This window comes from Occallatibacter sp. (assembly GCF_035317045.1).
Taxonomy (GTDB): Bacteria; Acidobacteriota; Terriglobia; order Terriglobales; family Acidobacteriaceae; genus Telmatobacter.
In genome coordinates this window covers 22099-42201 of record NZ_DATHHT010000026.1, presented here as the reverse complement: position 1 = coordinate 42201, position 20103 = coordinate 22099, and the positions used below count along the sequence as shown (strand labels likewise).

At 57.6% G+C, this 20103-nt stretch carries 16 protein-coding genes; 9 read left to right on the top strand and 7 right to left on the bottom strand.

Features of this window, described 5'->3' with window-relative positions; all coding sequences use genetic code 11:
• Positions 1-53 precede the first annotated feature (53 nt).
• The 3 genes from VK574_RS12885 to VK574_RS12875 all read left to right on the top strand — a co-directional run bounded on the left by VK574_RS12885 (position 54) and on the right by VK574_RS12875 (position 3191).
• Positions 54-1526 (top strand): DUF4118 domain-containing protein, encoded by a 1473-nt coding sequence (locus VK574_RS12885; protein ID WP_472800248.1) that lies wholly within the window; start codon positions 54-56, stop codon positions 1524-1526.
• Positions 1523-2221, top strand: coding sequence for a response regulator transcription factor (locus VK574_RS12880; RefSeq protein ID WP_472800247.1), 699 nt, complete (start codon positions 1523-1525; stop codon positions 2219-2221). Before VK574_RS12885 ends, VK574_RS12880 begins: the two co-directional genes overlap by 4 nt.
• Positions 2222-2345: 124 nt before the next feature.
• Complete coding sequence (locus VK574_RS12875) at positions 2346-3191, top strand: winged helix-turn-helix domain-containing protein (RefSeq protein ID WP_472800246.1); 846 nt, start codon at positions 2346-2348, stop codon at positions 3189-3191.
• A gap of 81 nt (positions 3192-3272) precedes the next feature.
• Here VK574_RS12875 and VK574_RS12870 read toward each other — a convergent pair whose 3' ends face one another.
• A complete protein-coding gene (locus VK574_RS12870; RefSeq protein WP_472800245.1) occupies positions 3273-3425 on the bottom strand; it encodes a hypothetical protein in 153 nt (50 codons plus the stop codon).
• A 389-nt stretch (positions 3426-3814) separates the two neighbouring features.
• On the opposite strand from VK574_RS12870, the gene VK574_RS12865 reads away from it, so the two are divergent.
• The 5 genes from VK574_RS12865 to VK574_RS12845 all read left to right on the top strand — a co-directional run bounded on the left by VK574_RS12865 (position 3815) and on the right by VK574_RS12845 (position 10524).
• A complete protein-coding gene (locus VK574_RS12865) occupies positions 3815-5620 on the top strand; it encodes a tetratricopeptide repeat protein (protein ID WP_472800244.1) in 1806 nt (601 codons plus the stop codon).
• A complete protein-coding gene (locus VK574_RS12860) occupies positions 5617-6735 on the top strand; it encodes a hypothetical protein (protein ID WP_472800243.1) in 1119 nt (372 codons plus the stop codon). Before VK574_RS12865 ends, VK574_RS12860 begins: the two co-directional genes overlap by 4 nt.
• Before the next feature lie 76 nt (positions 6736-6811).
• Complete coding sequence (locus VK574_RS12855) at positions 6812-8488, top strand: hypothetical protein (RefSeq protein WP_472800242.1); 1677 nt, start codon at positions 6812-6814, stop codon at positions 8486-8488.
• A gap of 146 nt (positions 8489-8634) precedes the next feature.
• Positions 8635-9795: a hypothetical protein gene (locus VK574_RS12850; RefSeq protein ID WP_472800241.1), complete on the top strand. Its 1161-nt coding sequence runs from the start codon at positions 8635-8637 to the stop codon at positions 9793-9795.
• A gap of 60 nt (positions 9796-9855) precedes the next feature.
• A complete protein-coding gene (locus VK574_RS12845) occupies positions 9856-10524 on the top strand; it encodes a hypothetical protein (RefSeq protein ID WP_472800240.1) in 669 nt (222 codons plus the stop codon).
• 147 nt (positions 10525-10671) lie between these two features.
• On the opposite strand, the gene VK574_RS12840 is transcribed toward VK574_RS12845, so the two are convergent.
• Together VK574_RS12840 and VK574_RS12835 are read right to left on the bottom strand one after the other, a co-directional pair.
• Positions 10672-11148, bottom strand: a complete 477-nt coding sequence (locus VK574_RS12840) for a peptidoglycan-binding domain-containing protein (RefSeq protein WP_472800239.1) — start codon at positions 11146-11148, stop codon at positions 10672-10674.
• Positions 11149-11486: 338 nt separating this feature from the next.
• Positions 11487-13142, bottom strand: a complete 1656-nt coding sequence (locus VK574_RS12835) for a trypsin-like peptidase domain-containing protein (protein ID WP_472800238.1) — start codon at positions 13140-13142, stop codon at positions 11487-11489.
• A 269-nt stretch (positions 13143-13411) separates the two neighbouring features.
• Between VK574_RS12835 and VK574_RS12830 the strand changes: the two genes are divergently transcribed.
• Positions 13412-14908, top strand: a complete 1497-nt coding sequence (locus VK574_RS12830) for a M20/M25/M40 family metallo-hydrolase (protein WP_472800237.1) — start codon at positions 13412-13414, stop codon at positions 14906-14908.
• A 52-nt stretch (positions 14909-14960) separates the two neighbouring features.
• Here VK574_RS12830 and VK574_RS12825 read toward each other — a convergent pair whose 3' ends face one another.
• The 4 genes from VK574_RS12825 to VK574_RS12810 form a co-directional block, all read right to left on the bottom strand.
• Positions 14961-16319: a pyridoxal phosphate-dependent decarboxylase family protein gene (locus VK574_RS12825; protein ID WP_472800236.1), complete on the bottom strand. Its 1359-nt coding sequence runs from the start codon at positions 16317-16319 to the stop codon at positions 14961-14963.
• A 62-nt stretch (positions 16320-16381) separates the two neighbouring features.
• The gene (locus VK574_RS12820; RefSeq protein ID WP_472800235.1) at positions 16382-16756 is read right to left on the bottom strand and encodes a hypothetical protein; all 375 of its coding nucleotides are present in this window, start codon (positions 16754-16756) and stop codon (positions 16382-16384) included.
• A 430-nt stretch (positions 16757-17186) separates the two neighbouring features.
• The gene (locus tag VK574_RS12815) at positions 17187-18119 is read right to left on the bottom strand and encodes a DMT family transporter (protein WP_472800234.1); all 933 of its coding nucleotides are present in this window, start codon (positions 18117-18119) and stop codon (positions 17187-17189) included.
• A 219-nt stretch (positions 18120-18338) separates the two neighbouring features.
• Positions 18339-20084 (bottom strand): amidohydrolase, encoded by a 1746-nt coding sequence (locus VK574_RS12810; RefSeq protein WP_472800233.1) that lies wholly within the window; start codon positions 20082-20084, stop codon positions 18339-18341.
• Positions 20085-20103: the final 19 nt, after the last annotated feature.

The following is a 20103-nucleotide window of genomic DNA, read 5'->3' as shown; positions in this document are numbered from 1 at the left end:
CTGGATACTCTTTACCGACAGGAAGATACAAGCATCAGGAATCTATTGGGATTATGAAGATCGGCAATATCCTTGGAGTCCAGATCCGTCGGACCCGAGCCCAGTTTATCGGTCAGAGCTTTGCCGGTTGCTGGGTTGTAGCACTGCTTGGTTTTTCGGGATACATTCTCCACTTCAACTCGGCGCCTGTTGGATTTCTGTTCCTTTTGGTTGTGGTGTCGGAGGCGATTCTTTGTGGGTTTTGGCAGGCGACAGTGGTGTCAATCCTCGCTTGTCTGTGCCTGGACTACTTCTTCTATCCTCCGTATCTCACTCTGAACATCGCCGATCCGCAGGACTGGGTCGCGCTAGGCACTTTTGAGCTGAGTGCGCTGGTCGTTAGTCGCATCTCTTCGCGGGAACAGCGCAGCTCTCACGAGGCTGCACTGCAGCGTACAGCAATGGAGCAGCTATACGAGCTAAGCCGCAGTACGCTTTTGATCAACTTGCATCAGCCACCCGGACCGCAGTTGACCCAATTGATTCGACGGATTTTTCTGGTCGAGGGCGTCGCGATCTTCGCCGCAAATTCTGGCAGATGCGATCGAGCGGGCGATTGGTCTGATGATGAAGTGGACTTGGCAAAGGAGTGCTTCTTTCTGAATGCCGACAACGAGGATCCGGAAAACCACACGTCGCAACGACTGCTTCGGGTTGGAACGAATACCGTGGGGGCGATTGCCATTCTGGGGAGTCTCGACTCACTGGTAACGGACGCGCTGGTCTCGCTCGCGGCAATTACGTTGGACCGATGCGTTTCATTCGAAAATGAAAGTCGGATCGAGGCGGCCCATCAAAGCGAGCGCCTTCGTGCCGCGGTACTTGATTCTCTGGCCCACGCCTTCAAGACTCCGTTAACTGCAATTCAAACCGCAAGCTCAGGTCTTCGCGAAGTCGGCAGTCTCAATACCCCACAGACGAGCCTGGTCTCGCTCATTGAAGAAGAATCGAGCCAGCTCAATGTTCTTTGCACCCGTCTCTTGCAAACTGCCAAGCTGGAAGCTGGTCAGATGAGTTTGGGCAGAGAACACATTCCCATTTCCGATCTGGTCTCAAAAGTGATTCGCGAGCAGTCTGGGCGCATGGCAGGCCATCCGGTAGAAATAACTGTGTCTAATCCCGGCCTGACCATTGAAGGCGACTGCGAGTTGCTTTCCATGGCTCTCTTGCAGTTTCTCGACAACGCGGCGAAGTATTCGTATCCGGGTGAGGCGGTGAAGGTTGCGGCGTGGGAAAGCCATGCGGAGGTCCTGATGTCTGTGCATAATGTTGGACCGGCAATTCCGATATCCGACAGAGAGCGCATTTTCCAAAGGTTCTACCGCAGCGATGGATCGAAAGATATGGCTGCCGGCACTGGAATCGGCCTATCCGCTGTAAAGATGGCCGCAGAGGCTCACCACGGACATGTGTGGGTCATCAGCGATGCGCAAGAGGGAACCACCTTCTTTCTTTCGCTACCACAAACCGGAGGGAGCATACAGTGAATTCAGAAGAACGCACTGTGCTGATCGTAGACGACGAGCGATCAATCAGACTTTCATTGCGAACCATCCTTTCTGGTCTCGGCTTCGTGATCATTGAGGCCGCACGAGGCGAAGAGGCCTTGGCTCTTGCGCGTACGGCTCAATTCGACGCAGTGCTGCTCGATATCAACATGCCGGGGATGGGAGGTATCGAAGTCTGCCGCATGATGCGGAAGAATTCGACACGGCTTCCCATCATCATGCTCACAGTGCAGGGAAGCGAGGATCGCAAGGTCGAGGCTTTGGATGCCGGCGCCGATGACTACATTACCAAGCCTTTTCAGCTTCGGGAACTCATTGCCCGTCTTCACGCTGCAGTGCGACGCAACAAGATCTCCGAGGGCGGAGGCAAGACCCTTCTGGCAGGAGATCTCTCGCTCGATCCCGAGCGCCATCTGGTTCAAAAAAAGGGCCAAGCTGTGCACCTGACGCCAAAACAATTCGAGTTGTTGCATTTCCTCATGGCCAATGCAGGACGGCCCGTTCCTCACTCCAAACTTCTCAGATCGGTGTGGGGGCCGGAATATGGAAACGAATTGGAGTACCTACGAACCTTCATTCGGCAGATTCGCTTAAGGATTGAAGATGATCCTGCGAACCCCAAATACCTAACCACGGAGTCACATATTGGCTATCGTTTTAGTGAATCGATGTGAGAGAAGAACCTAGAAACCTTCGCGTTTCACAGGGTAGACCGCCAAACCCTGGTGCCCCAATTTATGCAGTCTTTATGAAAATCAAACTAAGTGTTTGTTCACGCAGCATTTGTGAATTCGCGCTGTGACAAAGAAACACGCGACGTCCGGCCTCGAGAACCGATTGCCTGTGGCTGAAGGAGAAACGGTGCGTTCGCAACGAAACTCAGCCGACCCGTCAAGCTCCGCCCTCCGATCCCGATCTGACTCTAGGTTCTCCGCCGCAACTGGGGTTAATCCTATCGATGGTGCATCCCGCGGAACCGTGCTAATAGCCGACAAGAACAATCATTCGCGTCGCGACTTGCGGGTAGCTCTCACCGAGATCGGGTTCGATGTCGGAGAGGCATCCACGGCGGATGAGATCGCTCGACGGCTGCGAATGATCGAGTATGATGCGGTGCTTCTGAACACCAATTTGGGAATAGAGGCCATTCGCTCTATTCGCGCCGACTATTCTCGCATGCCAGTCTTTGCGTATGCCAAGGCAGCGAACGATGGTGTCCAACTCGACGCCTTTGATGCTGGTGCTGACGACTTCATCGGTATGCCATTTAAGCTGTCTTTGTTGGACGCGCGCGTGCGTTCGAGTATTCGGCGGTATCACGCGACGGAACGAACCGTTGACCGCACTCTCGCTGTAGCCGACGTTACACTGGACCCAATCCGTCGGAGAGTTGAGAGGAAGGGGGCACTCGTCCACTTGAGGCCTCAGGAATTCAGGCTGCTTCATCTTCTAATGGAGAATGCCGGAAAGCCACTGACTCATGAAACGATCTTCAAAGCGCTCTGGGAGCAGGAGCAAGGTACGAATCGTGGAAGATTGCGCGTTGCAATTCGTGACCTGCGGAAGAAGCTTGAACCCAACCCTGCTAATCCGCGGTATCTTCTGACAGACAGTCACTTTGGTTACCGGTTCGGGCCGAAGTAATTTATGCAAAGATCCCGAATCTCTTCCAGAGCCGGGTTACGCATCTCCTTCAGTGTCGATGAGCTAGCAGCGAGCAGCGCCTCAACTTCTACGCGAAGCTTTCGCCACCATCTCGTAGCTCTTCTTCCAGAGAGCCTTTGCGTTCTCGTGGTCGAGCGCATATCCGAGCGGCGCAACAAGCACATTTAGCAGGTCCTGGTTGAAGCGGCGCAACTGGCGCCCAACCAATGCCATGAGTTGGCCTTGATCTATGGAAAGGAACAACTGCGCACAAGACGACGGAAGTGGATGTAGAGAATGCCTTCGCGCTGACGATTTATGACGCGAAGATGAGTGCGCCCGCGCTTTGTAACTCATGAAGTGCCAATGAGAGCTCTAAGGTTGGCTAGGCAGTACTGTCGGAATCTAAGGGTTCCTTAGTGGGATTGCTTGTGACGCCATAGGGGTGTACGTTGCTGAATCATCGCAGCTAAGACAATAAACTTTCGTAACGGTTAGCAGATTGGAGATAGTAATGCGCTTAGGCCCGTTCTGTACCTCGTCTCCGGACATCTCGTCTGCCATGTTTAAACTGCTCAGCCACTTCTCGCACTCTCCCAAATCTTTGATGTTTAGGAGGAGAAATGCGTTCCTTTGATCGCTGGTCTATCCCGGCAATTAGCATCTCGGCGCTGTTCTCCTTAGCTCAAACACCAACTTCTGCAAAGGCGCAGATGTCCTGTACAGTAACTTTCACGTGCCCCTCTACTGGTGGTGCCTGTGCAGCGAACCTGGGGGGACAAGTTACAACCAGGAACGCCGGCACTTTCGCGTCGACCGCCGATTGTAATACGAAGGCCAGAAATGCCAACCCTAACCTGGGCGGAGTGGGGATTAGTTGCAGTTGCAATGGTGGAGATGCTTCTGTCGCGGGCTCGACAAGTGCGGCTCCAGTGGCACGCGGCCATGAGTTCGATAGCACCATTAACCGAGCGATCGCGGACGGCATAACCGGTAGGATCTCCGCTGGAAATGCCGTGGGTTTCACAGTTCTTGGAGTTCTTGGAAATGCACTATTTGCTCCCAAAGCCCCTAACATCCCGCTGCAACCAGATCCAGCAGAGGAGCAGCGTCGGCTTGCCGTCCAGCAATTGAATAACAGTGGCATTTACCTCTTAAAGCAAAAGAACTATGCGGGCGCGATCAATGAATTTCAAAAAGCCATCGCTATTTCTCCAAGCGACGCGAACATCCTTCACAATCTTGATTTGGCAAAACATCAACTGAGAGATGCAGCTTTTGCGGATCAAACTAGCGGCGCATTGGGAGAGCTGTTGGGGCCTGCTCCAATCGAGTTGGGGAGTTCTGGCACCAGCCTGAACCTGGTAAACCTTGGTTCTGACGCGAGCGCAGTCGATCTGCACAATACAACGGGGACGACAGTCGATGCGACAACACTCAAAGGTCAACTCGACAGTGTTTTTTCAAATAATGAGCATGCTTCAGCGGTTTCAGACCCGCCTGGCGCTCAGCCGCAAGCGAACGATATTGACAAGCTTTTTGAGTCGCCATCGACTCCCGCGCGGGGAGCTATTGACGACTTCAACGCCCGATGTTCCGGTGTCGCGCAGGGTTCTTCAGCGTGCCAGCAGCAACAGACAACTGGACAATTGGAAGCGAAAGAAAAGCAGCTCGATCAGATATTGAACCCCGAAGAAAGAGCAGATCTCAAGGACGCAGTGGGCCCAACAAAGGGGGCATCGTCCTCAGGCGCCGTTCCTGCGGGCGGCGACAGCCAGCCAACTGGCGGAGGTTCAACGAGTTTCTTCGGTTCGTCCAACAGTGTTAGCGCGGCGGCCGCAGGGCTCGACAATTCTGCGCCCGTGCCGCAGGTTGCTATCAAGAACACAACGGATGCCCTCACGAGCGCGAACAAGTCCGGCGCGGCTGCAAATGCCGCTGGCTTGAGCAATGTACCAAGCAAGGTTCAGTCGGGCTACGGTTTTGACACTCCTCCCGTCGCCCATCCTACGGCGATTCCCATTAACAAGAGTGTCCCGCAAACACCCGGCGCAGTGGAGCTAGCAGCTCATATTCCCGCCGCGGCCCAGAGAGATCCAGCAATCCAGAACGCAATCCAAAACAGTCTTGCCTATTACGGAAATTTGGACGGAAAGAAGATCGACACGCAAAACAGACTCAACGATATTCAACAACAGATCAAGAACGGGACTGGGGATGCGCAGTATCTCGCTCGGCAGCAACAGACGCTCGAAACGAATCTGAATCAATACAACGCTGCTGAATCTACCACCAAGAGTCAGATTAACGACATTCTTGTTAAGAACAACTACAAAGTGAATTGGGACGAAGCGCCTACGCCCGTAACCGCCAACCCGTCACAATCCACCAACGGAACGGTAAACACCGGTGGGTCGACTCCGCAATGATGGACAAGTCAGCCCCCGTGTGGTCGCAAATTGGCGATCGATCGAATGGATCGCGGCCGACGCTCCGCTATGCAAGGTTTTGGCTTGTTCTGGCTGCATACTTGTTGAGCCTGTCGGCGCGGGTGCTTGCGCAAAGGATTCCCGCTCTTACGGTTTTGCCCCCGGACCTGTCTCTGACCAATCCCGCCCTAGCCCAGCGCCGTTCAGAATTGGTCGAAGAGCGAGCTAGCCTGCATGGCAGGGTCACCGACCTCAATGCGCGATGCGGATCTGTTTTGGCGGGCTCCGCGGCCGATGCTGCGTGCCAGAAAGCGCAGACCGAGTTGTCGATCGCGCTCAATTCCCACATTCAAAAGAGTGGCGATTTCAACGCCGATGCTCAGCCCGCAGTAAGGGCAAACATCCTCATCAAGAACATGAACGCGCTAGCAATCAAACTGGGATGGAGTTTGGAAAAGCAGGCGCGCCTCAACATCGCTTTGCACAAATTGGATTTCGACGGCGATCCGAACGTAACTGGAGGCCAGGTCCGCAGCGCGTGGCAGGGGATCCTCAGCCGTGGCGAAGATGCGGACATCGTACGCGAAGCCTCCGAAGGGGGCGGGCTCGGATTCCCCGGAGCCGGGGCTCAGACAACTCATGAAGATTGCGCCATCTTCGCACTCGCCAATGCCACCGGCTTGCCCTATGGTGTTGTGGCCGCGCGCGCAACCGGCCTGATCGGCCAGGAGGATTGGCGCAGCGCAAGCGAACGGGCAAATCCGCAGTCCTATGTCGAGACCCGAGGTCTCAACGGCGGCGAAGTGGTCATGCTGGCCGAATCCTTCGGTCAAGCTGAGGTGGTACGGAGCTCAGAATTCGTCAACACCTTGAACACAGGCCGGCCCATCATGATTAATGTCGTCCCGCCGAATGGAGACGTGAGCGGCGGACATGAAGTCGTGCTTACGAAGGCGTTTCAACATGCTGGCGAAACGTGGTTCGTGATGATGGACTCAAACCAGGGACCAGAGCGGCATCTGTTCTTAAGCAGCAAGGAACTCAATACCATGCTTCAGGAACGAGGCGTGGCCTATCGCCCTGAGCCCGGAACAACCCCGGCTCTGTTGCGCTAGGCATCGTGCCGAATTAGGGAGCAACGAGATCAGGTACAAACTCAGAGGTTGGCAGTTGAAAGGACAGTGAGAACTTATGATCACCGCGCGGAGCATGCCTGGGTTGATTCTTGCCCTGACGTATCTCGTCCCGCTCCACTCCCAGATCCAGACAACGCCACCCGCCACCACCACCGCAACAGTCAGTCCGGCGCAAACCAACGTGGCGCCCGATGAGGCGACAAAAAAGATCATGGACCTGGTGCACGCTGGGAAATATGCAGAGGCGCGAACTTTGACGGCGGGCTTACTCATCGCTTATCCCGGCGACCAGCGCCTGATCAAGGCCAAGGCACTGATTGATGAGCTGCTCGCGCCGGGCAGTTCCATCAGTGCGGCTCCGGTCGCGAGCCAACCCACCCAATCTCCGTCAAACGCGAACGCCGAGCCACTCACCGGTATGGAGAAGGTGGATTACAACGCCCTGATCGCGCTGGCTCGGCAGGCGAAGCAAACCACCGACTTAGATGAGCAGACAAGGCTGCTGAAGCAATTCATGGACCAGAGCAGTGCGTTCTTAGAGAAGCATCCGGTACAGATGCTGCTCTGGCAGCTTCGGGCGCAAGTGGCCATGAGCATGAATGATCCCGCCGCGGGGTATGAGGCTGGAGCGAGAATTCTCGCTGCCGGAGGCGCGGAGAGCAACGACCCCGCCTTGCAGCAGTTATTAGGTCGGCTCAAGAACAAAGGATGGCTGAATCAGCGGGAAGCCGAAAGTCAGGCTCGATCCATTGACGATGCGCGACGCGCGGAAGAAGCCAGACAAGATCATGATAAATACACCTTCCCCGTTGCCCATGCCAGCGGATTGCATTATACCTACGGACATTTAACGATCACTCCCACCGACGCCACCTACAACTCATCGGATGAGAACATTCACTTTTTCAAGAAAGATATCCACGAAATGAAAGTGCTCTGCGTGGGGAATTCCGCCTTCGGAGGAAGTGGAGGCTGCGGATTCTACTTTATTCCCACGGACGGAAGAAAGTTCTATTTCCTCGCTGTTACCGAAGATGGTGTCGCCAAAAAGACCATCGCAAACAATGTGGTTCTTCCGCCGGCGGTGCTGGGCAACGCAGCGGTGGCGCGTTGGCACTTTATCGAGATCGACAAGAAGACTCTTGGTCCGTCTCCAGAAAGCGCACTTCAGCAGACTCCGGCGGTCGCTGGACGAAGGGCAACCGAACCTGCGGCACCTGGGCGGCAAGAATCAACTCCTACTGACGATTCCAATCCACAACCACCCTCCCAACGTGCAGCAACAGCAAGCGCTCCGGCTCCACTAGCCCCTGCACCTGACGTGCGGGCAGATTCAACCACGATCAACGCTGCATCTTCGCAACCGGCAAATCCGGTGGGGCCAGCAACCGCGATCCTGCATCTCTATCGGCTTTCGCATATGACCGGTGCATTTGTGCAATATGATTGCGAGATCGACGGACGACGTGTTGCCAAGCTCGCCAATGCGCAGTCTGTCAGAGTGGATTTGCCCGCTGGCAAGCACAACATCAATGTGACTTACCGCTCGGTGAAATCAGACCGTCCTGTCTACGACCTGGAAATGGAATCCGGCAAGGAATATTGGATCCGTGTCGATCTCTCCGATGGTTTCATCGTGCATATGAGACTGGCTGTTGTTCCAGAAACTGAAGCGCGAGACGAATCCGGAAAGCTGAAAGAGATGGCGAAAAGCGACTTGTCAGGTAAATAGAAGATGTGCAATCTATCCGTTGAATGAGGTGTAGAGATCCCATGAGATGCAATGCAACTGCGGCGATTTCGGGGCTATTTCTTGGCTTGCTCCTGCTTCCGCGCCTTGTAGCGCAGGCCATGCCCCCTGCTCCTCCGAGCAATGCAATGCCGGAGTCCGAAGTGCCGGCCAATCCGGCTTCCACGACTGCCACGCCGAGCAGCCTGGCTCCAGACGAAATGACCCGGAAGATAAGCGAACTGGTTCACGCGGGAAAATATACTGAAGCACAACAGTTGACGAATGGCTTGCTGATTGCCTATCCCGATGATCAGCGACTCATCAGGGCCAAGGCACTTATCGATCAGCTGCGTTCGTCGGGCGGCTCAGCAAATGCAGCGCCGACGACCGGTCAGACTCCCCAACCCGCGACGAATGCGAGTGCCGAACACCTCACCGGCATGGACAAGGTCGACTACAACGCCCTGATCGTGCTGGCGCGCCAGGCGCAACAAACCACCGACTTGGATGAGCAGAAAACTCTTCTCAAGCGGTTTATGGAACAGAGCAATTCATTTATGCAGAAACACCCCGATCAGATGTTGCTTTGGCAGCTTCGTGCGGCTTCAGCGATCAGTTTGAATGATCCATTGGCAGGGTATGAGGCTGGCCAGAAACTGCTGGCCGCGGGTGCAGCAGAAAGCACGGATTCGTTTTTGCAGCAGTTGCTCGGGCAACTTAAGAACAAGGGCTGGTTCGAAAAGCAAGAAGCAGAAAAACAAGCTGAGAAGCAAATGGAGTACATCTCCATACTCGGAACCTGGAACGGACACCTTTCCAGGGCGGACCACAAGGGACATGAAATCGCACATTTCGATTGGACTATTGAGTTTTCCAAGGCACACTCGGGGATCGAAGGATATATAACCACCGCCAAAGGGAAAAAAGAAGACAAGCCAACGTTAAGGGGCACCATCCTCGATACAGGGGAAATAAGCTGGGAGCGTCGTTGGGACTCTGATTGGATACCAGTTCAAATTGAAATGGACAACAACCATCGGACCATGAAGTTTGCTTTTAACGCCACCATTAAAATCAATTTCAATGCATTTAATACAAACGGTACTTCGGAGCAGTGCACTCAGACAATTACTCTTACCAAGGTTGCGACATCAACTGTCCGGGTTCCTGCACCCGTGAGCAGAAATGCGCAGCAGCGAGATGCACAGGCTGGACAAACTTCTGCGCCCGCGAGCGATCGCGCGCGTCTTCAGATGCCGCACCCTCCGAGACGAAAGGCTCGGCGATCCTGCATATTTATCGCCTGAATTTGCGATCTGGCGCCGCTGTCGATCGCGAGCGATCTCAAACAGGGTCTCAACGCTCGAGTGAAAGAGCAGGTTGTAAATGAGCCGCTTGTTCTGCAATGCGGGTGGTGCCGGCCAGTACTGCTAGTACGCGCCGGCCTCGACCAGCCACTGGCAAATCAAACATTCGACCAGAGGACAAGTGCCGGCATCGCCGCGAACGCGCCCTGGACTGTATTGAACTATCCTGGGGGGCGTCACGGTTTTGACGTCCTGGATGATAACGATCTTTCACGCGAAATTATCGAGGAGACATTCCATTTTGCGCGACTCGCAATCACCGACGCTCATCAATCGGCTCTGCAAGGCGGACTCGCGGAAGCAAGCGCAGCTGGCGCCATGTCGACCGGGAACTTTGCCAATGCCGCGGTGCTCTATTCCGAGCTCGTCAATACCCACACTCAGGATGCGCGCCTGCGGCTTGCGTACGGGAACGCTCTAACCGGAGCGAAACACTACAAAGAAGCGCGAGAGCAATTCGAGCGGGCAAAGATGATTGGCGGCCTCGGTGCGCGAGACCTTGGCTTGCCTGCCGCCCGAGCGTGTGCACTCGACCATGATCCCGAGGCCGCGATCGTTTGGCTCAAAACGATTCCGCCGCAGTTTCTCCCAGCATCGATTCAATCGGACGCTGACTTTGCACCATTAAAGGACCGGTCGGACTTTCGAGCGATGTTCAACACTCCGTAGGTTGAGCGCCGTTGATGGAGTCGACGCTGCCGCGATCGTCGAGGTCGAGCCGGGTTTCTATCGGTTTGTGGGCAACCATCAGGGTAACGGTCGCTCAAATGAAAAAGGCCGCCAACGAGGCGGCCTTTGCTCGGCACGGGAAAGTTTCTAGCGGTTCACGCCGGACGCCGAGGCGAAGCCAGAGGCTTGCGCGGCGGGGATGTCGGTGGCGGGTTTGGGGCCGTTGAATGAGGAGCCAGATGCGTTGATGGCGTTGGAGTAGTCGGGGCCGAGGCCGAGCTTTTTGATCGCGCGCGAGTCGGGCATGAGCTTGGTTTGCCAGCCCTGGTCAGCCTGGTACTTCTGCATCGCGGCCATGGTTGTCGAGTCCCACTGTCCGGTGGGCTCGCCGGTCATGTAGTGTTCGCGGATAAGAGCCTGCTGGATCTCGGTGGCACGGGCGGTGTCGATGCCTTGCTGGCCATGGAGTTTCTTGTGGCGGGACTTGGCGCTGGCCTTTGTGGATTTGCTGGAATGCCGGGTGTGGGAGCTCGAAGCCTTCTTATGGGTCGGGGTCGCGAAGGCGGGAGCGGCGCAAAGAACGGCGGAAAGCAACAACGCCAGGCTTGCTCGGAATGAAAGCATGCTGGTTACCTCAAGAGATTAAGATCCTGGACGTGGAGCAGATTCTACTGGAACGTCCATCGAGTGTGTCAACAAAAAGGAATCGGCACCAGAGAAATACGGGCAAGAAAGAAAACGAAAGTTCGGCAAAAAAACGAAAGTCCAACATGGTCCGTTGTACCTTCGGCGTTCGGGTTGGGTCTGTGACGTGTATCGCATTGCAGGGGCAATAAGGCCCCTCTCATGGGGTGGACTCTGCGGCATGACTGAACGTCATGCCAGATTCAAACCCAGCCTTCCAAGTTTAGATGCCGGGGAGGAGCGAGAGGCTGGGTGCTCTCTCCCCGGCGCGAGCCCTGCTACAACGTTCCGCCTATGTAGTTGATTCCATTTTCCGGATGGCGGGGATCCATGACTTCGAACACTATGTCGTCTCCCGTCTTCAGGCTTTTGACGACTGCATCGAATTGGTCCTTGGTCCCGGTTGAGTGCTTGTTGATGCGAACAATCACGAGCCCGGGCTCGAGACCCTGCAGGTCAGCGAAGGAACCGGTGCGGACGGACTGGATGATGACGCCGGGGGTGTGCAGTTTCGAGGCGGTTTGATCGGTGACCTGGCGAACGGCGAGTCCGAGTTTTTCGCCTGCTTCGCTGGTGTTATCGGGAGTGGTTTGAAGCTGCTGCCCGGCGATTTCCGCGAAAACCTTGTCGCGGTCACCGACGGTGACGGTGGCGTCGCTCTGTTTGCCGTCGCGCATGAAGCCGAGGCGAATGCTGGATCCGGGACGGCGGCTGGCGATGTCGTTGACGAGGTCGTCGCCATCCTTGATGGAGCGGCCATCAATCGAAGTGATGATGTCTCCGGGTTTCATGCCGGCCTTGTCGGCTGGTCCACCGGGCTGAACTAGTTGAACCAGCACGCCATTCTTGAAGCCATAAACGCGATTAATGGCGCTCGAAAGGCCGGAGTGGAAGGAAATGCCGATCGATCCGCGGACAACCTTGTGGCTGGGGCTGACGAGGTCGTTGTAGACGGAGACGACGGTGTTGGAGGGCATGGCGAATCCGATGCCCTGGTATCCGGCGGATTGGGTATAGATGGCGGTGTTGACGCCGACGACTTCGCCATTCATGTTGAGCAGCGGGCCACCGGAGTTGCCGGGGTTAATGGCTGCGTCAGTCTGGATGAAGTGCTGGAACTGGCCGGCGACTCCGGGCTCGATGGTGCGGTTCTTGGCGGAAACAATGCCGGCGGTGACGGTCTGCGCGAGGGCGAAAGGGCTGCCGATGGCTTCAACCCAGTCGCCAACTTCTGCCTGATCGGAGTTGCCCATTTTGACGGTGGGCAGGGGCGAACTGGTGTCGATCTTGATGACGGCGAGATCGGTAGCCTTGTCGATGCCGATAACGCGCGCGGGACGTCCGAGGTCTTGCGAATCCGGATCTGTGGACAGCTTGACGAAGATCTGGTCGGCTTTTTCGATGACGTGGTTGTTGGTGATGATGTATCCCTTGGCATCGACGATGAAGCCGGAGCCGAGGGATTCACGCACCTGCCCGTCGTCGCCACCGTCGCCCTGGTCGGGGATCTGGCCGCCGAAGAAGCGATTGAAGAAGTCCTGGAAATTATTTTGTCCCTGTCCCTGGCCTTGTCCCTGATCCGGATTCTGGTCCTGATTGTCGTCATCGTCGCCGGGGGCCTGGGGGTTGGGCTGGATGCGGCTGTGGGGATTGGGATGGCGGTTCTTGAGGTCGGCTGCCTTGGGCAGAGTGCGGGTATTGATGTTGACCACGGCGGGCCCGACGGCCTTGGCGATTTTTACGAACGCATTGGGCTCGGTGGAAGAGTTAGCGACCTTGAGGGGCGTGGCATCGCTGCTGTCGCTTGTTCTTTCCTGTCCGCGCACTCCGTGAGCTGCGAAGGAGCCGCCGACGAGGGCGGCAGAGACGGTGGCGAGGATAAGGAACGTCGATGCGAGACGGTTCGCGCGCATGCGTGCAAGGAGGGATTTCATCGGTTCGAAGACCTCTTAACGAGTTCAGCCAACAGGGCTGGGAAAATTCAAAGCGCCAAATCTAAGTATAGCCAGTCTGAGCTGTTCCTCTGACGTGCCACGAGGCCGGAGCCGGGAGAGGGTCATGTATGTCGGTTGAAAAGCGGGGTTGCTCCCGGGAGAGAAAATGCAAAACCATCTCTGTTATATAGACGGTTCGAAGGGCAAAGAGTGTTGCATGGGCCGTGCTAACATCCGGCATGGCTTCCCCATTAAAGTGGTGCAGATTCATGACGATTGCGGCTGCTACATTGGCGGCCGGGGCGGGATTGTGCGTAGCGCAGACGAGCGCAACGCAGAGTGTGCAGGGACCGGATGGAGCTGGAACACAGCCCACGATGTTGGACCGGATCAACCAGATGATGGCGGGCGGGAAGAGCGCGTGGACCGACGACCAGATCCACACGATGGAGCGGCTGCGCGATACGGCGATGAAAAGCGATTACGCCTACAACGAGCTCGAGCATCTTACTGACAATATCGGGCCGAGGCTGAGCGGGTCTCCGCAGGCGCAGAAAGCCGTGGATTATGTTGCGAGTGAGATGAGGGCGCTGGGTGCGGAGGTGACGCTGGAGAAGACTTCAGTGCCGCATTGGGTGCGCGGCCTGGAGACGGCCGAACTGACCGCGTGGCCGGGGCAGGCTGCGGGAACGACGCAGAAGATTGTGCTGACGGCACTAGGGGAAAGCGTAGCGACTCCGCCGGAGGGCCTGACGGCTGAAGTTGTGGTGGTGGACAGCTGGAGCGAGTTGCATGCGCTGCCGACTGGAGCGGTGAAAGGGAAGATTCTGCTGTTCAACCATCCTTTCGACAAGGAACTGGCGGCGACGGGGCATGGGCTCGATGCGTATGGGAATGGCGTGGTGTATCGCGCGGCGGGGCCGATCGCGGGTGCGGCGCTGGGGGCGGTCGCGGTTCTGGTGCGGAGCGTAGGAGGAGCAGATTTCAGGTTGCCGCATACGGGGCAAACGGAGTATGCACCGGGAGCGCCGAAGATTCCCGCAGCGGCGGTGACTGCGGAAGACGCGGAGATGTTGAAGGTGCTGGCGGGCGAGGGTCCAGTGACGATGCATCTGACGCTGACTCCTCAGACGCTGCCGGACGCGCAGAGTTATAACGTAATCGCGGACTGGAAGGGGACGGAGCATCCGGAGCAGTTGGTGGTGGTGTCGGGGCATCTGGACTCGTGGGATTTAGGGACGGGAGCGATTGACGATGGCGCCGGTGTGGCAGTGTCGATGCAGGCGATCCAATTGATGAAGGAGCTGGGGGTTCATCCGCGGCGGACGGTGCGCGTGATTGCGTGGATGAGCGAGGAAGAAGGTTCGGAGGGCGCGGCCGCGTATATGAAGGAGCACGCGGCCGAGATGGGAAACCATGTGGGTGCGATCGAAAGCGATCTGGGCGCGGATCATCCGACGGGAATCTTCTATGCAGGCAAGCCGGAATTGGGGCGGTGGCTGAGGCCGGTGGCGCAGGTGCTGGATGCGAACGGCGCGGGATCGCTCGAGAACGCTCCGGAGACGGGCGAGGATATTGCGGGAATGACGGAGAAGGGCGTGCCGAGCTTTGCGCCCGTGCAGGACAGCCGGTTCTATTTCAACTATCACCACACGGCGGCGGATACTTTCGACAAGATCGATAAGAAGCGTTTGAACGAGAATGCGGCGATCATGGCGGTGCTGGCGTATGCTCTGGCGGATTCACCGGAGGCGGCGGCGCGGTGAGAACAGTTCTGAGTTCGAAGTTCTGAGTTCAGAGCTTCAGAGCTTCAGACAATCAGGCAGGCGACAAAATCTTTCGTGCCACGCTGATTATGGCGGCGGCGCTGCGCTCGACGTCCATGTCGGTTGTGGCCCAGCTGGAGACGCTGATGCGCATGGCGGTGTTACCTTGCCACTCGGTTCCGCCGCACCAGCATGTGCCGTCGCTTTGAATGGCCGCGATAATTTCGCGGGTCTGGTCGGGAGTTCCAAAGGACACAAGAACCTGGTTGAGGGAGACGTCGTTGAGGATGGAAAATCCGGCGTCCGCGAGAAGCTGCGCGAAGAGACGTGCCTGACGGCAATTGCGCTCAATGAGTTCGCAGAGTCCGGTGCGACCGAGGGAGCGCATGGCCGCCCATAGCTCAATCCCGCGAGCGCGGCGTGATGATTCCGGCACATAGTGCCAGGGTTCGCGCATGTTGCTGGACGCGAGGTATGCGGCGGTGATCGACATGGCAGTTTGCAGGTGCTTGGGCTCGCGCACGACTGCAAGACCTGAGTCATAGGGGACGTTCAGCCACTTGTGGCAGTCGATGGCCCATGAGTCGGCCGCATTAAAGCCGGTGAGCAATGGTGCATATCGCGGAGATAATCCGGCCCACAAACCGAACGCTCCGTCGACGTGGATCCATGCATTGGCTTCACGGGCGCGGCCGCAAATCTGTTCGGCGGGATCGAATGCGCCGGTGTTGACGTTGCCCGCTTGGATGCAGAGCAGGGTGCGGTCATTGAGTGGGGGAAGCGCGTCGAAACGCATGCGACCCTGGTTGTCGACGGGCACGCGCGTGACCCGGGACCTGCCGAAACCGAGAAGCGAAAGCGCTTTGAGAAGGGAGACGTGGACTTCCGCGCCGACTACGACATCGATGGTCGGCGCGCCAAAGAGGCCGTCTTCTTCGGCGTTCCAGCCCGCCCGCTTGAGCAGCGCAGTACGTGCGGCGGCAAGGGAAGTGAAATTGGCCATGGTGGTTCCGGTAACGAATCCGGCGCCGGAGCCCGGGGGAAGGTCGAGAAGATCGATGGTCCACTTCAGCACGATTTCTTCAAGGCGTGCAGCCACGGGAGACATGACCTGCATGGCGCCGTTTTGATCCCAGGCGCCGGCGAGCCAGTTGGCGGCGAGCGCGGCAGGGAGAGTGCCACCAATCACGAATCCGAAATAGCGTGGGCCAGCAGTCGCGACAGTTGCAGGCGAGCCGATGTCGTCGAGCAGGGCGAGAACTTGCACCGGGTTTGTGGATGCTTCAGGCAACGGACCGCCGAGCTTGTTGAGAGCGGCGACGGAGACGGGAGAGGGAACGACGGAACGCTCAGGAAGAGAGGAGAGGTAGCGGGCAGCGCGATCGGCAGTTTCGTCGAGGAGTCTTTTCATAAGTCACCGGTAGGGAGTGAAAGGGCGCACAAGAAAGTTCGCATGGTGCCGATAAGGAGAAGCTAGTCGGGGGCGCCGTCTTCTTCGGGGTTGTGGATGTGTACCGGATCTACGTCTTCGAAGGAGGTGTGCTCGTCGCTGACCTCGGCGGTGTGGCGGGCGCGGTAAATCATGATCTTCTCACTGAGGTAGAGGTAGGGATGATAGAAGATAAAGCCCACGACGGCGCAGACGATGCCGACGAGTGAGAAGAACGCGGCGCAGACCTCGAGATAGCCGAGTAGGACGAACGGCTTGACGACGATGCTGCGCGCCGGACCTAGGATGAGCATGATGCCGGCTTCGACGCCGAGAAGTGCTGAAGCGACGAGCAGAATGGTGGCGCACAGGGCAAGCAGCCTTGCGGGTCCACGGAGATTTCTCCACGGCGATTGCACGGCAGTGTCCTTTCCTGAGCGCTCGGTGGGGGCCTCGCATTATTGTGCAACATGCAGTTGGCACAAGACTATTCAAAATTGGGGCGTGGCGATGGAATGAGTGTTCCCGAAGATACGGACCTGCCCCGAAATTATTGTTGAAGATGCACTCGGTGACCAGGTAGATTTTCGGTGCCGGGACACATCCGCGGGGCTCAGCGCATCGTTCCCCCTACGACTGAAACAAATCTGATGGCGGGAGTAAGAATGGCAAGACCTGGTGCTTTCTGTTTTCCGGGGACAGGGCATATCAATCCCATGACGGCGTTGGCGAAGCGGCTGCAGCATCGGGGGCACAAGGTGGAAGGTGAAAGGGCTGGAGATTGCGGCGAACGTGATTGAGGATGCTCTTGAGCTTCGCGCGGAAGCTGTGGCGGCGGATTGAGGCTGTTCAGGCTTCGTGTGCGGTGGGGACGTGGGGCTGGGGAACGAGTTCAGTAAGAGCGATGCCAACGAGGATGAGGAGCGCGCCGGACGCGGGGCGAAGGCCGAGACGCTCGCCGGTCACGAGAAAGGATGTGATCCAGGCAAACACGGGTTCGAGCGTGAGCAGGAGCGCGGTGTGGGTGGAGGGCAGGATGGACTGGGCCCAGCTTTGGATGGAGAACGCGGCCGCAGTGGCGAGTGCGGCGGCGATGACCAGCGCGGTGATGAGGCGAGGAGTGAAGTGGACGTGGGGGTGCTCGATGAAGGGAAGGCTCGCGGCCATGAAGAGCGCGCAGAAGCCGACTTGAAGGATGGCGAGGGGCTGGAAGGGAATTCGCGGGGAGACATGACCGAGAGCGATGCAGTGGAAAGCGAATGCGACGGCGCAGCCGAAGGTAAGGACATCGCCGAGGTTCATGGACGAGAGATCGGGAAGCAACGTGGCCAGTGCCGAGGAAGAGGCGGGAAGATTTGCTGGCGAGGTGAGAAAGAGGATGCCGAAGAAGGCGAGAGCAGCGCCGAGAAAAGCATTCCAGCGGGGGGCGCGCGCGCCGGGAGGACGCAAGGCAGGAACGATGGAGAAGAGAGGAACGAGAACGACGACGAGTCCGGTGATGAATGCGGATTTGGAGGGCGTGGTGCGGACGAGGCCGATGGTCTGGAACTGGTAGCCGGCAGCGAGGCAGAGGCCGACGACCGCTCCGGCGGCGATGTGGGTTCGGCGGATGGTGTGCCAGGAGCCGTGATACGCGACAGCGAGGAGCGCGAAGGCCAGCGTCATGCGGATGAGATTGAAGGCTGCGGGCGTGGAATCGGCCAGTGCGCCCTTGATGAGGACGAAGGTGGTTCCCCAGACGGCGACCACGAAAGTCATCAGCAGATAGGCGCGGAGTTTCATGTTTTTTGATTATGTCAGTTGGGTCTTGGTGGATGTGGGTTCGTGCTTTCCCACCCATGTTGCGATGAAAGTGCGGGAATCGCGAGAAGCAGGTCCTTCACTTCGCCTACCCCACAAACGCAAGCGTTCGCGGGGCCCAATGCGCTCCATTCAGGATGACACACTTTGTATGGAACAGAAGATCGTCATGAAACCGAAGCTGTAAAAGATCGCGAGGATCTATTGGTCTGAGGTTGAGAGGGCGTCCTGGCCGGCTACGAAGGTTTGGATCACGGTGGTGAAGAGGAGAGCGGGTGCGCCGACTTTGTAGAGGTCGCGATCTACGATGATGAAGTCGGCGTCATAGCCGGGGATTAGTTTGCCTTTGTGTTTTTCGGCGAACTCAGCGTAGGCCGAGCCTTGTGTGTAGGCGTAGAGAGCCTGGCCACGGGTGAGTTTGTTTTCGGGGTAGTAGGTTTTGGTACCGGCCTCGTTCATGCGCGTAACGGCTGCGTAGAGTCCGCGAAAAGGCGTGATGGGCTCAACAGGATAGTCGGTGCCAAAGGCGAGAGGCACTCCGGCAGTGAGGAAGGCTTTCCACGCATAAGAATAAGCAGCGCGCTTGGGACCGAGGCGATCGACGGCCCAGTTCATGTCGGTGAGCAGGTGATTAGGCTGCATGCTGGCGATGACGCCGAGCTTCTTGAACCGCGGGATATCGGCGGGATCGACGACCTGCGCGTGTTCGATGCGATTGCGGGCGGTGGTGGAGATACCGGACTGGGAGTAGGCGTCGAGGGCCATAGCGGAGGCCTTGTCGCCAATGGCGTGGAAGCCGAGCTGGAATCCGGCGGCTGCGCGTTCGACGGCCATTTTGTTGAGCTGGTCCTGTGTGTATTGCGGGAGGCCGGTGTTGCCGGAGTCGTCGGCGTAGGGAGCTTTCATCGCGGCGGTTCGGGAACCGAGTGAGCCATCCATGAATCCTTTGAGCATGCCGGTATGGAGCAGGGGATCGTTGGCGTCGTGGTGCGTACGATGGGCTTTCAATTCGTCGAGTGAGTCGCGGAAGGGAAGCCACTCGCTGATACGAAGATGAAGCTTGCCTTCTTTCTCCATTTGTTCGAAGACGAGGAAGTCGTTCCAGTCGCTGAAGTCCTGCACACTGGTGACGCCGTGCTTGAGTGCATCAGTGATGGCGAGTTCATCGCCTTTGCGGCGCTCTTCAGGCGTGGGCGGTGGGATGACTTTGTAGATGAGGCCTTGGGCGGTTTCGCGAAGGATGCCGGTGGGTTCGCCGGTGGCGTCGAGGTCGATGGCTCCGCCTTGCGCCGGTTTTGTTTTGCCGGTGATGCCGGCTGCGGCGAGTGCGGCGGAGTTGGCGATGGCGATGTGACCGTCGATTCGATCGAGGAAGGTGGGGTGGTCGCCGGTAACTTTGTCGAGATCCTGGCGTGTGGGCAGGACCTTTTGTTCCCACAGGGTGTGATCCCAATTGCCGCCGGTGAGCCAGTGGCCTGCAGGCGCTGAGCCGGCGGCGGACTTGATTTTTGCAAGCATGTCGGCGAGGGATTTGACGCCAGTGAGGTCGACGTTGAGCTTGGTGCGGCCAGCGCCGCCAAGGTGTGTGTGGGCATCGTTGAAGCCGGGAAAGATAAAGGTGCTGGTGTTGGCGGAATCGAGGTCGTGAAGGACGGTCTTGGGCCTGGCGAGGCGCGTGATCTCTTCCGTGGTCCCGATGGCGAGAACTTTGCCGCCACCGATGGCGATGGCTTCCACTGTCTGCGGCTTGTCTTCAGCGAAACCTTCGCCGGTGTAGATTATGCCGTCGAAGTAGATGACATCGGGGGTGCCGACGATTGACTTGGTTTTTGCAGAAGCCGCGGTTCTGGGGCGTTTCGACGTGGCGCGCGGAGTGGGCGTGGTTTGTGCTGAGCACAACATTGAGGCGGCAAGAGCCGTGAAAAGCAGGGAAGAGACTGTGCGCATGGGCGCAGTTTAGCAGAGG